This is a genomic window from Pontibacter korlensis (genome assembly GCF_000973725.1).
GTDB classification, from domain to species: Bacteria; Bacteroidota; Bacteroidia; order Cytophagales; family Hymenobacteraceae; genus Pontibacter; species Pontibacter korlensis.
Genome location: NZ_CP009621.1, coordinates 1,794,296 through 1,807,650 on the forward strand (window position 1 = coordinate 1,794,296; position 13,355 = coordinate 1,807,650).

A 13,355-nucleotide genomic window follows, 5' to 3' on the forward strand; every position below is an offset into this window, starting at 1 on the left:
GGTTAGGGGTGGGTTCACCAGAATAGCCTTATCAACAGAGCTTATACTTGGGGATGAGACTATTTAAGCTCTAAAAATCATCCTCATCTCCGCCACCCTCCTGACCATCTTGATTTCTGCGGCGGTTGCGGTTGTTATCGTCGCTGTTGAGACGGTAGGTAAAGCCCAAGTAAATAATACGGCTCTGGCGGCGGTTCTCGATCTCTGATCTGAACTCGGGTCCATAACTCAGGAAGTTGAATTGGCGGGTGTTAAACAGGTCAGATATGCGCAGGGAGACTGTACCATTCTTCTTCAGGATATCTTTCTTCATGCCTAAGTCTGCGCTGAACATCTCCTCCATTTGCCCTTGTATATCATTTCTGGGAGCGCGGTAAAAGCCGGAAAGCTGTATATCCAGGTCCTTCCAAACGGTCATGTTAGAGTTGAGCTTGGAGTTCCAGCTGAACTGTGCGCTGCTAAGCTCCGTGTCGCCTTGGGTGGTGCTGAGCTCTGTTCTGAAGCCCGACCAGCTGGCATTTAATCTCCACCAAGTGGTGATGGGATAATTAGCTCCAAATTCAAAACCATAGGATGTGTTATCTGATAAGTTGATAAAGGTTGTCTGTGTGCCCGGTTCTTCCACGCCGTTAACAGCAATAGTGGTTGGCATACGGAAACGCTCGATCTCATCAGTTGTATGGCGATAAAACATAGTAGCGTTAAAAGAGGCCTGGCCCCAGTAGCGGAGGTAACCTAACTCCAGCGAGTTTACAAACTCCGGATTCAGGTTCGGGTTACCGAAGTATAGGTTATACCTGTCAGAGCGGTCCACGAAAGGGTTCAGGAAGCGGCTGCGTGGCCTGTTTATACGGCGGCTGTAGCTGAACTGCACTTTGTTGTCCTCATTAAAATCGTTGGTAATAAAGAGCGTAGGGAAGAGGCTGAAGTAGTTGTTGTTGAAAACTTCGTTGGAGGTGCGCTGGTCCGACTTGGTTAGTGTCTGTTCGGCACGTACGCCCACCTGGTAAGTTATACTTTTAAACTTGTTACTGTAGTTGGTATAAAGGGAGTATACATGCTGATCATACACAAAGTGGTTGCTTTGGTCAACATTATATTCCATTGCTCCTGTCTCACTATTCATGTTAAAGAAACGGGAGTCTTCGTCCAGGCGCTCAAAGGAAGTTCTGAAGCCAGACTCTAGCCGACTGTTCTCTGAGAATGGGTGTACATAATCGACCTTTGTTACAAATTCATAGTTTTCATCATCTACCAACGTTTCCTGTATTTCTGTCAGTGTTTCGATGCCTGTTCTTCTTTCTTCAAATAAAGCTACTTCATCATCTGCATTGGCATTATAAATTACATCTGCCGTTAGTTCCTGGCCTTTGCGATCGAAGGTCTGGCGGTAGCCCAGTGTTAAGTCGAGAGCTCTCTCATCTTCTACCTCATTGGTGTTTCGGGTGCTGGTACTTTGCAGCATGCGGTCTTCGTCCAAAAAGCGGTAAAAGATGTCATTAGAGCCTTCATCCTGGCCAAAGCGGTATAGCGCTGAGGCGGATAAAGTGTGTTTTGGAGTGAGGTAGTAATCTGCCCCAAGACGAAAGTTATGAGAGATATCTGTGCTGTTGCGCTCGCCCTCCTGCAGGCGGTAACTGGTGCTGTCGATCTGTCCGGCATCGTTCAGGTAATAATTAGTGGTGTTATTTCTTTGGGTGCCGGGGCGGGTGCGTTGTCTAAAATCATAGCCGCCGTTTAACGACCACTTGTTGTAGCGGTAGTTCAGGTTGAGTGCGGTATTGTAGTTATCGTACGTGCCGGCGGTGATGGAGGCCGAGCCGTTAAAGCCAGGTTTCTTCTCCTTCTTCAACACCAAATTAATGATGCCTGATGTACCCTCCGGGTTATACTTGGAAGAGGGGTTGGTGATCAACTCAATGCTCTCGATCATATTGGCTGGTATCTGGTCCAGCGGTATCTCAGAAAGCGCCGAGCGCTTGCCGTCTATGAGTATGGTTACATTAGAGCTGCCGCGCATATTTACGTTGCCATCAATATCTACGTCTACTGAGGGCAGGTTCTGCATTACTTCGGCTACAGTACCACTTTGTGCGTTCAGGTCCTGGCTTACATTTACTACACGCTTGTCCAGTTCGTAGTCTACAATTTGCTGCTGTGCCACTACTTCTACCTCGCCTAATTGGGTGGCAGAGGCGCTCATGGTAATGTTACCCAATGCTACCTGTGGCTTTTCAGGGGTGACGCTGATGCCGGAAACATACTTAGTTGGATAACCCACCATGGAAGCTCGCAGGACGTAGCGGCCTGCGGGTATGCGCTCAAGTATAAAAACGCCTTCTATATCAGTAGTGGCGCCAGTCACCAGACTGGAATCGGGAGCAGAAAGGAGCACCACGTTTGCAAAGCCTATTGGCTTGCTGGTGCCGGCCTCCAACAGTGTCCCGCTGACCCTGCCACTACCGGACTGGCTTTGTGCAGAAAGTGCTAGTGGGGTAAGTATAAGCAGGAAGAAAAGTATAAACTGCAAGTAAGTCTTCATCATAGTTCTGTTAGAGTCAATTAGCAAAAGGCTGTTAGCCAAGCACGGGTGCAGTGCATAGCTACTACTAGTGCGACAAAAGATAGGGGCGAAGGTTTAATCTCTGCGCAAAATTTTAGCGGATTTAACTTAAGTTTTGCCTTACAGTAATCCCGCCTTAGCTTTTTGGTGAGGGCGCAAAAAGAAGCACCAGCCAGTGCCAGTGCTCCAGTATGTATTGTGTACGATGATTTATACTTGCTGTGACAGCGTTTTGCTCAGAAAATCCCACACCACCACGCCGGTAGCCACGGATATGTTGAGCGAATGTTTAGTGCCAAACTGCGGAATTTCGAGTACAAAGTCAGACTCGTTAATCACCTCCTGCTCCACCCCGAAAACTTCGTTGCCAAGCACCAGCGCATACTTCTGCCCCGGCTCTGGTGCAAACTCATTCAGCATTATACTTCGCTCTGCCTGCTCCACCGAACCCACGTGGTAACCCTGCGCCTTCAGTTCCTGCACCAGTGCAAGCGTTTCCGGCACATGTTCCCACTCTACAGACTCAGTTGCACCCAATGCTGTCTTTTCGATATCGCGGTGCGGCGGTTTACCGGTAATGCCGCACAGATATACTTTTTCGGCCATAAAGGCATCGGCGGTGCGGAAAACAGAACCCACGTTATTGAGGCTACGCACATTGTCGAGCACCAAGACTAACGGTATTTTTTTCTTATTTTTGAATTCTTCAACCGAGTCACGGTTGAGGTCGTCCATCGAAAGTTTACGCATGATTTTTAGACGCTAGACTTTAGACATAAGACACAAGACCTTTTGCCCCAGCGCTGCTGCAAAGGTCAGGCGGTTTTGGGCAAAAGTCAAACCAGGGCTGAAATGTTAGACCTCCGAACGGTTATGACAAAAATTCGGACCAAGGGAGGAAGCGGTTGCTATGTGCATCAATGACGATTTTTTGTTTGAGCGTTCAGCGAGTTCATAATCGTTTTGATTCTTTTGCTTCCTTTTCTCATCAAGGAGAAAAGGAAGGTCTAGCCGGCGAGGCGAGAAGCTGGCAAACAGTTGTAAGCTTTTGTTGTAACAAGTACATGTTGCGCAGAAGCAAATTTAAAATTCTCAGAAAGTATAATTCGTGATGCAACAGCATTTGCCAAAGTATAAAACAGTATGAAAGGAGGAGATAAAGGCACAGTAACGCCACTGATGAAGCAATACAACGCCATAAAGGCGAAGCATCCAGGGGCGCTGCTGCTGTTTAGGGTAGGGGACTTTTACGAAACCTTTGGCGAAGACGCCATTAAGGCAAGTAAAATTCTGGACATCGTACTGACAAAACGTGGAAACGGTTCGGCCTCTGAAACGGCGCTGGCTGGTTTTCCGCATCACTCTCTTGATACCTACCTGCCTAAGCTGGTACGTGCCGGCGAGCGCGTAGCCATCTGCGATCAGCTCGAAGACCCGAAAACAGTGAAGGGTATTGTGAAGCGCGGTGTAACGGAATTGGTAACGCCGGGCGTGTCATTCAACGATCAGGTGCTGGAGAAGCGTAGCAACAACTACCTGGCTGCCGTGCACTTTGGCAAGACCGAGACGGGCATCTCTTTTCTGGATGTCTCCACAGGGGAGTTTATCACGGCTCAGGGCGATAAAAACTATATTGGGAAGCTACTGCAGAGCCTTGCTCCGGCGGAGGTGCTGTTCTGCAAGCGCGAGAAAGAGACCTTTACCGAGCGTTACGGTCCAGACTTCCGTTATTATGCGCTGGAAGAGTGGGTGTTCAATTACGATTTTGCCTACGAGTCTCTGACGCGGCAGTTTAGCACTGCTTCACTAAAAGGCTTTGGCATTGAGGGGATGAAAGAAGCCATCATCTCAGCCGGAGCTATATTGCATTACCTGTCCGAGACGCAGCACAACGAGATCAGCCACATCGCCACTATTTCCCGTTTGGAGGAGGACAAGTATGTATGGTTAGATCGCTTTACGGTGCGCAACCTGGAGCTGGTATACCCGCAACATCCGGAAGGCGTGCCACTTATACAGGTGCTGGACCAGACTGTTACTCCTATGGGTGCCCGCTTGTTGAAGAAGTGGGTAGTATTACCGCTAAAAGATGTCGTTCAGATTCGCCGCCGCCTCGATACAGTGGAAGCCTTAACACAGCACCGCGAACTGCTGGATGAGCTGGTAGTACACCTGAAGCAGATTAACGACCTGGAGCGCCTTATTTCGAAGGTGGCTGTGCGCCGTGTGAACCCGCGCGAGTTGGTACAGCTGGCCAAGGCACTCGAGGCTATACTCCCTATCAAAAAGCTACTTGCTGCCAGCGGCATACCTGCGCTGGTAAAGCTTGCTAATCAGTTGGCGCCCTGTGATGGGTTGCGGGAGGAAATCCGTAGCATCCTAAAACTGGAGCCGCCGATGCTCACCAACCAAGGCAATATGATTAATGAGGGGGTGAACGAGGAACTGGACGAGCTGCGCGCCATCGCCTTCTCGGGCAAGGACTACCTGGCACAGGTGCAGCAGCGCGAGATTAAGAGCACGGGCATCAGCTCCCTTAAAATCGCCTACAACAAGGTGTTTGGCTATTACCTGGAGGTAAGCAACGCGCACAAAGATAAAGTGCCGACTTCCTGGATACGTAAACAGACGCTGGTGAATGCCGAGCGCTATATCACGGAAGAGCTGAAGACTTACGAGGAGAAGATACTGAACGCAGAGGAGCGCATTTATGCTATAGAGTACAGCCTGTTTAATGAGCTGGTGCTGCAGGCAATGGATTATGTGGCGCAGGTACAACAGAACTCTAAGGTGATTGGGGTAATTGACTGCCTGAGCGCTTTTTCAGGCATTGCCCTGAGCAGCAACTATGTGAAGCCAGAAGTAAGCGACGGCCATGTACTTGACATTAAGAAAGGGCGCCACCCAGTTATTGAAAAACAGCTGCCGCTAGGTGAGACTTATGTACCGAACGATATCTTTTTGGATAACGAGGAACAGCAGGTAATTATCATTACAGGTCCAAACATGGCCGGTAAGAGCGCGCTGCTGCGCCAGACGGCTCTGATCGTGCTGATGGCCCAGATTGGTTGCTTTGTGCCCGCAGAGGCTGCTAAAATCGGTATCATTGATAAGGTCTTTACCCGTGTGGGAGCTTCAGATAATTTATCGAGAGGGGAGTCTACGTTTATGGTGGAGATGACCGAGACGGCCAGCATCTTGAATAACCTCTCGGACCGCAGCCTGGTGCTGATGGATGAGATCGGCCGAGGTACCAGTACCTACGACGGTATTTCCATAGCCTGGGCCATTGTGGAGCACCTGCACAACCACCCGAAGTTTAAAGCTAAAACACTTTTCGCTACGCACTACCACGAGCTGAACCAACTGGCTGAGGAGCTACCGCGCGTGAAGAACTTTAATGTATCGGTGCGTGAGGCGGGCGGAAAGATCCTGTTCATGCGCAAACTGGTGCCAGGCGGCAGCGAGCACAGCTTTGGTATACATGTGGCTCAGATGGCAGGTATGCCGAATAACGTGGTGCTACGTGCCGATGAGATCATGCATCACCTAGAGAAGGAGAAAGTATCAGAGCAGGCGCCGCAACAGAAGATGAAGACAGCGCCAAAGAACAACTACCAGCTCAGCATGTTTGAGCTGCACGACCCACAGCTGGAGCGTGTAAAAGAGCTGATGGGGCAGCTGGACATAAATACCATTACCCCGGTAGAGGCATTGCTAAAGTTAAACGAATTGAAGCTTCTGCTGCAGGATAAGCAAAAAGCTGGGATGCGTTAATACTGGCAGAGCTGTAAGAGCATATGCTTTCTGGTGCTCTTATGGCTTTATATCCTTTCTGCTGCTGATTGGCGTATTTTTTAAGTATAAAACTGCTTGTTTTCCGGCGTGGGATGCCTAAATTTACAGATAGAAGCACGTACAGCGGCTGGCTGCGCGAAGAAGTTGAAAAAGATTTGAAAATTTTCTACCTGATTATCAGTGTGGAAGCATGTTGAGGTTGATTTTTTTTACAGCGCCTATTGACATCTCAGATTTTGTCTATATCTTTGCATCACTAAATCACTACGGCGGTTTAGAAAACAAAAAAGCGGGAGTAGCTCAGTTGGTAGAGCGCGACCTTGCCAAGGTCGAGGCCGCGGGTTCGAATCCCGTCTCCCGCTCTCGAAAAGCAAGACAAAAGACGTTGTGATAAGCAACGTCTTTGTTTTTTAAAGCCACTACTTCGGGAATAGCCCGGAGGTTGCCGGGATGGTGGAATTGGTAGACACGCAAGACTTAAAATCTTGTGGCCGCAAGGCCGTGCGGGTTCGATTCCCGCTCCTGGTACTCAAGTTACTATATCTGCTAAAGCAGATATACTGAAAAACCCGCTTAAACGATGTTTTAAGCGGGTTTTTCAGTATATAGACCTTCCTGAATATATCTCGCTTTTTCCCTTGTTTTGATGTCTCCGTTACTGGCTCGGCTGAACAATCAAAAGAGATCAGAGTCTCCAAAAAGATTAACTGCAACTCCATACAAGCGACTATAAGTCAAACAGTAGTCACTATCCCACATTCTATTTTGAAAAACTGAATTTACATTGGTTTTATTCTACAGCTACGGGAACAGTCATGCTATAAATTATCTCAGGGTTTAGCGATAAATTAATGTATAGATTTGATGATTATACCTAACCCGCTCGTTAAATTAGACTATAATCCAGGAGATATTCTTACTGTTGAGTGGCCTAACTTTAATGATTATTCTGTAAGTGAAGCTATTCATATTCTGAACATTGTGATTGAAGCGGTAAGGTATCATGATATAAAATATCTTCTAACTGATACCAGAAACAGGATGGTTGATATTCCTGATGCGCAGTATAAGGAAACGGTAATGAAGTTTGCAGAAGATTTAAGGACAACACGTCTGCAGAGATTAGCTCGAGTGGTTACTGCGAATACTGTCAGAGAGAAGCCTATCAACGAAATCAGAGAGAAAGCGCGTCTTACAATACCATTCAAGATGGAAGAAGCGTTAGAATGGTTGGTTTCTGAGTAGGCATTTTTCAGTTAAAGCTAGCTTAGCTCATAGTCATCCCCTTCAGAAATCGATAAACTGTTAAATAACAAAGCCACCTGTATTTAGTAGAGGAGGCTTTGTTATTTATAGGAGACAAGTAAGCGAACTATCTTGCCAAGTCCTTAGCTCTGTTCGCATCTATCGCTAGAAGTATGAACAGCAGGATTGTAAATGACCATAAGGAAGAGCCTCCGTAGCTAAAGAAAGGAAGCGGAATACCTACTACTGGTGCAAGTCCTATAGTCATTCCCACATTCACCAAAAAGTGGAAGAAGATAATGGAGGCTACGCAGTAGCCATAGGTTCGGGCAAACACGGACTTTTGACGCTCCGCTATACCTACAATACGCGTTAATAGCAGAATAAACAGACCAATCAAAATTGTGCTGCCTACCCATCCATGCTCTTCGCCAATAGTGCAGAAGATAAAGTCTGTACTTTGCTCAGGAACAAAGTCAAACTTTGTTTGCGTGCCCTCTAAAAAACCCTTGCCCCAGAAGCCTCCAGAACCAATTGCTATCTTAGACTGTGTAACGTTCCATCCGTAGCCTAGTGGGTCCGCCTCTGGGTTTATGAGCGCCTTGATACGGTTTTGCTGGTGCGGCTGTAGTACATCATTCACAAAGAAGTCTACACTGAAGATCATGCCTACCACTACTCCCCAAAGTGCAATCATAATCTTAAAGCGACGTAGCAGGCGATAGTCCATCCAAGTGGCTAGTGCCATCAGAATGGTGATGCCGGCAATGAGGTAAAGCTTAGGGATGAGCAGGGTTAGAATAAAGATAGCCGCAGCAGAGCCTCCAATGATCAGGATGAGAGGCGACATGCCCTCGCGGAAGTAAGCCAATACAAAAGCTGCGAATACCAGGGCCGAACCAGTCTCGTTTTGAAGTACTATAATGATAGGCGGCACAAGCGTAATTGCTGCCAAAATCATCTGGTCTTTGAAGTTCTGCTGGCGCAGGTTTATACTTCCCAGGAACTTGGATGCAGCCAACGCTGTGGCAAATTTTGCAAGCTCAGCCGGTTGTAAGCGTACTCCACCACCCAAATCAAGCCAGGAGCGGGAGCCAGCAATTGGCTTAGCAATAACCAAAGTCACCAACAGCAGCAATATAATGAAGCCATAAATGGGGTAGGCCAGGTGCTCATATACTTTATAGTCTACTACCAGCAGCACGATAATTAGCAGAAAAGAGGCACCAATCCAGGCCAATTGTTTTCCTGAGTTGATGTCAAAGCTTAGGATGTTTACCACATTGTCAGGGCTGTAGACAGCTGCATAGATGTTCATCCAGCCTAAAGCCACCAGCAAAAAGTACAGCAGTATTGTAACCCAGTCGAGGTGCGGGGCAATAAAACTGGAGCTTCGGCGGCTGCGCGTAGTAGTGCTTGAGAGTGTTTGTCCGAGTACTTTCTCCATGGCCTTACTTCGATTTAATATTGAGGTACTCTCTGCTAAGCACCCATTTCTCCTGTTCTTTTATGGTCACAGTGTCTGTCAGGTACTGCTCTATCATGAGGCCTGCAATAGGAGCCGCCGACTGGCCGCCCCACTTACCGTGCTCCACATACACAGCAATGGCTATTTTAGGGTTGTCTTTGGGAGCAAAAGCTACGAACACAGCATGGTCAGGCCCCTGAGGGTTTTGGGCTGTGCCGGTTTTACCGCAAACTTCAATGCCAACTTTCTGCAAGTTAGCTCTGCGGCCCGTACCTGCACGCACTACCTCGGCCATACCTGAGATAATAGGTTCAAAGTGCTGTGGGCTAACTGCCGCATAATGCTTCTCCTGATACTCCTTCAGGGGCTTGCCGTCTTCGCCTACCGATCGGATAATGTGTGGCGTTACATAGTAGCCCCTGTTTGCAATGATGGACATAAAATTAGCCATCTGAAGTGGTGTAACTCCCAACTCACCCTGTCCTATACTTAGAGAGTAGATAGTGGAGTATTTCCAGCGGTTCTTGCCATACACGCGGTCGTACAAATCTGTAGATGCTACAATACCTTTCTTCTCGCCAGGTATGTCGATCCCCAGCTGTTGCCCAAAACCAAAGGTTAACACTTTTTCCCTCCACTCCTTCAGACCAATAGACGTGTCCGTAAAAGTGTTAGGCGACTTGCCTTGATTGATAAGAGCCTTGTAAGCCTGGTAAAAGTATGGATTGCAGGAGTGCTGCACGGCTCCATACAAATCAATAGGAGAAGGGTGAGCGTGGCAGTTCACCAAAGCTTTGTTGCAGGCAAACTTTGTGTTTGGATTGATAACACCTTCCTCCAAAGCTATTAAGGCTTGAGTAAGCTTGAAGATAGAGCCTGGAGGGTTTTGGTCAGCCATGATAGGACGGTTGAACATGGTTTTGTTCGAGTCCTGTAGCAAGGTCATATAGTTCTTGCCGTAATCTTTGCCGGTAAATAAGTTAGGGTCGTAGAATGGGGCAGAGACATAGGCCAATATCTCGCCGCTAGATGGTTCTATGGCTACTATACTTCCTTTGGCACCGTTCATTAGGTATTCGCCGTAAGCCTGCAGGTCCAGATCAATTGTACTAACAAGGTTCTGGCCGGCCACTGCCAAGGTATCAAAAGCACCGTCACGGAAGGAGCCTTTCTCTACGCCACGCACGTTCACCATTTTATACTTCACACCACGCTGACCCATCAGGTACTTCTCGTACTCTAGCTCTATACCAGCTTTACCAATGTAGTCGCCTGGGCGGTAACCTCTGTAGGTGCTATCCTCCAGCTGCCTTGGGCTGATCTCGGCAATGTAGCCTAGGGCATGTGCCAAGCTCTGGTGCGGATAACCACGGGCAGTACGGGCATTGATGTAAAAGCCGGGAAAATCAATCAGGTTGTTCTGTATGTAAGCGAACTCCTGCGTGCTCAGCTTCTGGTAGAAAGGAGACGGCTGTACATAGGAGAAAGCACGGGCTTTCTTGAGGCGCTCGCGTACGTCATCGAGCGGCAGGTTTACCAGTTCTGCCAGACGCAGGGTATCTAAACTCTTTACGTCCTTTGGCACTACCATCAGGTCATACACTGGTGTGTTCTGCACCAGAAGTTTACCATTGCGGTCATAAATCAAACCGCGGAAAGGGTACTGGATGATAGGCTTAATGGCGTTAGTTTCGGCAGCTTGCTTATAGCTGCTATCTACAACCTGGATGTAAAAGAGCCTGGTGGCGAAGACAATTCCTACTATAAGGAAGATGCCTTGGATAACGTATTTTCTGTTTTCTAAATACTTCATCGGTAGTCTATTCGCTCTCGCTTAGGTGAGAAGAACAGAAGTTGCATTATGATTACAACAATACCTGTAAATAGAGTGCTGATCAGAACTTTCACCAAAGTATACAGGAATGTCTGGGAGTTAATCGTCTCCAAGAAGAATACAGCAGTATGGTGAAACAAGATCAGCGTGAAGGCATAGGTCAGAAACCAGCGTGTGCCCATCACATGTATATTTACAGCATCGCTGCTGTCGTAACCATCACGTGGTGTCAGAAGGTTCAATACATGTGGTCTTAGAAAAGCTAGTAAAACGCTTGCGGCAGCATGTATACCCATCGTGTCATAGAATATATCCACGGTAAAGCCAACTATAAAACCTAGTATCAAAAGCCATACTCTGTTGATAGTCAGGGGTAAGTATAGCAGGAAGGCAACATAGATAAAGCAGAAGCCTGTACTGTAGAGCACCAGGTTATCCATAAGCAGAACCTGTAGCGCCACAAATAAAAAGAACTGGACAATATGTGTTAATCCAAAGCTATTGTTCATCTGGTAGGATGCCTGCGTTTTGTTCTAAAGTGTCACGTTCTTCTTTCCGCGTATTCTCTACCACGTACACATAAGATAGCTGTGCAAAGTCAACGCTAAGTTGTACACCAATCGTATAAAAGCTCTTATCTGGCTCCTGCTCCACAGAGCTGATGGTGCCAACCGTAATGCCCTCTGGAAATACTGTATTGAAGCCACTTGTAACAACCGTGTCGCCCTCTTCAGGCTTTACGTGCAGCGGTATATAGTCTAATAGTGCTGTCCGGTAGTCGCCACCTAACCATTTAATGGTACCAAAGGTGCCATCCTTCTTGATCTTGGCTGAGATAAGCATTTGGGAGTGCAGCAGGGAAGTAACCGTAGCATAATGCTCCGATACGGTTTTTACCCGGCCTACTACCCCATTGGGGGCCACTACGCCCATACCCGGCTTTACTCCATCAGCTGTACCCTTGGCTATTGTCAGGTAGTTATTCATGCGTCGCACAGAGTTATTGATAACCCTGCTCGCGTGAAGCATGTAAGGGTAAGCTTGGCTGGTATCGGTTGTGGCGAAATACGTGGTGTCCAAGGTGGCTGTACTGTCTATCAGAGCTGCTTGCCGGTATTGCATCAGCTCCTGGCGCAGCGCAGCGTTTTCGCTAGCCAGCGTCTGGTTGACGTCTGTAAGCCGGAAGTAGTCTGTAATACCACTCTGGAACTCCAGTACCTGCCCCACATATCTGCTAGCCGAATTAAAGAAGGCTGCGCCCTGATACGTGTTATAGCGTACGATCAGGAACACGCACAGCGCCTCCAGCAACAGAAACACGAGGAACGCACGGAACCGGTAAATAAATGCAAATAGATTCCGCATGTAGCCCTGTTATGTTAGCAGGACGTTCTTGAATCCTTCTATGTTTTTGATAGCAGCACCTGTGCCACGTACTACTGCTCTAAGCGGATCTTCAGCAATATGAATCGGGAGCTTAGTTTTAGCAGCTAGTCGCTTGTCGAAGCCTCTCAACAAGGCTCCACCACCTGTCAGGTGAATACCGTTGTCGTAGATATCGGCAGAAAGTTCAGGCGGAGCGATCTCCAGTGCTTTCAACACAGCCTCTTCAATCTTAGAAACAGACTTGTCGAGTGCAATGGCAATCTCCTGGTAAGTAACTTTGATTACTTTTGGGATACCTGTCATCAGGTCGCGGCCACGGATCTCGTAGTCTGCAGGAGGGTTCTCCAGCTCAGTAAGCGCGGCACCTACCTCAATTTTGATTTTTTCAGCCGAGCGCTCTCCGATCAGCAGGTTGTGCTGGCGGCGCATGTAATCCAGGATATCCTTTGTGAACACGTCGCCGGCAATACGAATAGACTGGTCACATACAATACCAGAAAGGGCTACAACAGCAATTTCCGTAGTACCACCCCCAATATCCACAATCATAGAACCAATCGGTTGCTCCACGTCGATTCCTATACCGATGGCAGCGGCCATAGGCTCCTGGATCATCCATACTTCTTTAGCACCAGCGTGTTGCGCAGAATCACGTACGGCACGTTTCTCTACCTCCGTGATACCTGATGGAATACAGATTACCATGCGGTGAGACGGCTGGAACAGACGACGGCCAGTATCAATCATCTTGATCATGCCTCGGATCATTTCCTCAGCAGCGTGGAAGTCGGCGATCACACCATCCTTCAGCGGGCGGATAGTTTTAATGTTCTCGTGCGTCTTCTCGTGCATCTGCATGGCGTTGCGGCCAATAGCAAGTACACGGCCTGTGGTGCGATCCACGGCAATTATAGAAGGCTCGTCTACCACAATTTTATCGTTGTGAATGATGAGGGTATTAGCAGTACCCAAATCAATGGCTATATCGCTGGTTAAGAAGTTAAATAGTCCCATGGTGAAGTATGAAAGTCGCGCAGTTGCTCTTTATATCCTGTATATAC

General features: G+C 47.9%; 9 protein-coding genes and 2 tRNA genes. 4 read left to right on the forward strand and 7 right to left on the reverse strand.

What is annotated here, in order from left to right; genetic code table 11:
- Nucleotides 1-70 precede the first annotated feature (70 nt).
- Both PKOR_RS07655 and PKOR_RS07660 read right to left on the reverse strand, forming a co-directional pair.
- Nucleotides 71-2,545 carry a TonB-dependent receptor gene (locus PKOR_RS07655; RefSeq protein WP_084694743.1) on the reverse strand — a complete coding sequence of 825 codons (2,475 nt, stop codon included), beginning with the start codon at nt 2,543-2,545 and terminating at the stop codon, nt 71-73.
- Between the two features lie 228 nt (nt 2,546-2,773).
- The gene (locus PKOR_RS07660; protein WP_071843123.1) at nt 2,774-3,313 is read right to left on the reverse strand and encodes an RNA methyltransferase; all 540 of its coding nucleotides are present in this window, start codon (nt 3,311-3,313) and stop codon (nt 2,774-2,776) included.
- Nucleotides 3,314-3,706: 393 nt separating this feature from the next.
- On the opposite strand from PKOR_RS07660, the gene mutS reads away from it, so the two are divergent.
- The 4 genes from mutS (at nt 3,707) to PKOR_RS07680 (ending at nt 7,606) form a co-directional block, all read left to right on the forward strand.
- Complete coding sequence (gene mutS, locus PKOR_RS07665; protein WP_046310039.1) at nt 3,707-6,340, forward strand: DNA mismatch repair protein MutS; 2,634 nt, start codon at nt 3,707-3,709, stop codon at nt 6,338-6,340.
- Nucleotides 6,341-6,650: 310 nt separating this feature from the next.
- Nucleotides 6,651-6,723 (forward strand) — tRNA-Gly (locus tag PKOR_RS07670).
- Between the two features lie 82 nt (nt 6,724-6,805).
- Nucleotides 6,806-6,889 (forward strand) — tRNA-Leu (locus PKOR_RS07675).
- 336 nt (nt 6,890-7,225) lie between these two features.
- The gene (locus PKOR_RS07680) at nt 7,226-7,606 is read left to right on the forward strand and encodes a hypothetical protein (protein ID WP_046310040.1); all 381 of its coding nucleotides are present in this window, start codon (nt 7,226-7,228) and stop codon (nt 7,604-7,606) included.
- Between the two features lie 127 nt (nt 7,607-7,733).
- Here PKOR_RS07680 and rodA read toward each other — a convergent pair whose 3' ends face one another.
- The 5 genes from rodA to PKOR_RS07705 are packed head-to-tail and all read right to left on the reverse strand — an operon-like array spanning nt 7,734 to nt 13,308.
- Nucleotides 7,734-9,053, reverse strand: a complete 1,320-nt coding sequence (gene rodA / locus PKOR_RS07685; RefSeq protein ID WP_046310041.1) for a rod shape-determining protein RodA — start codon at nt 9,051-9,053, stop codon at nt 7,734-7,736.
- 4 nt (nt 9,054-9,057) lie between these two features.
- Nucleotides 9,058-10,887: a penicillin-binding protein 2 gene (gene mrdA / locus PKOR_RS07690; RefSeq protein WP_046310042.1), complete on the reverse strand. Its 1,830-nt coding sequence runs from the start codon at nt 10,885-10,887 to the stop codon at nt 9,058-9,060.
- Nucleotides 10,884-11,417, reverse strand: a complete 534-nt coding sequence (locus tag PKOR_RS07695) for a hypothetical protein (protein ID WP_046310043.1) — start codon at nt 11,415-11,417, stop codon at nt 10,884-10,886. The genes mrdA and PKOR_RS07695 overlap by 4 nt, the downstream gene beginning before the upstream one ends.
- A complete protein-coding gene (gene mreC / locus PKOR_RS07700) occupies nt 11,407-12,273 on the reverse strand; it encodes a rod shape-determining protein MreC (RefSeq protein ID WP_046310044.1) in 867 nt (288 codons plus the stop codon). Before mreC ends, PKOR_RS07695 begins: the two co-directional genes overlap by 11 nt.
- Nucleotides 12,274-12,282: 9 nt before the next feature.
- A complete protein-coding gene (locus tag PKOR_RS07705; RefSeq protein WP_046310045.1) occupies nt 12,283-13,308 on the reverse strand; it encodes a rod shape-determining protein in 1,026 nt (341 codons plus the stop codon).
- Between the last annotated feature and the right edge of the window lie 47 nt (nt 13,309-13,355).

Bases quoted from the DNA above. Each gene is read 5' to 3' on its own strand.
- mreC (WP_046310044.1), bottom strand. From the start codon at position 12,273: ATGCGGAATCTATTTGCATTTATTTACCGGTTCCGTGCGTTCCTCGTG.
- PKOR_RS07705 (WP_046310045.1), bottom strand. From the start codon at position 13,308: ATGGGACTATTTAACTTCTTAACCAGCGATATAGCCATTGATTTGGGT.
- mrdA (WP_046310042.1), bottom strand. From the start codon at position 10,887: ATGAAGTATTTAGAAAACAGAAAATACGTTATCCAAGGCATCTTCCTT.
- rodA (WP_046310041.1), bottom strand. From the start codon at position 9,053: ATGGAGAAAGTACTCGGACAAACACTCTCAAGCACTACTACGCGCAGC.
- PKOR_RS07655 (WP_084694743.1), bottom strand. From the start codon at position 2,545: ATGATGAAGACTTACTTGCAGTTTATACTTTTCTTCCTGCTTATACTT.
- PKOR_RS07680 (WP_046310040.1), top strand. From the start codon at position 7,226: ATGATTATACCTAACCCGCTCGTTAAATTAGACTATAATCCAGGAGAT.
- mutS (WP_046310039.1), top strand. From the start codon at position 3,707: ATGAAAGGAGGAGATAAAGGCACAGTAACGCCACTGATGAAGCAATAC.
- PKOR_RS07695 (WP_046310043.1), bottom strand. From the start codon at position 11,417: ATGAACAATAGCTTTGGATTAACACATATTGTCCAGTTCTTTTTATTT.
- PKOR_RS07660 (WP_071843123.1), bottom strand. From the start codon at position 3,313: ATGCGTAAACTTTCGATGGACGACCTCAACCGTGACTCGGTTGAAGAA.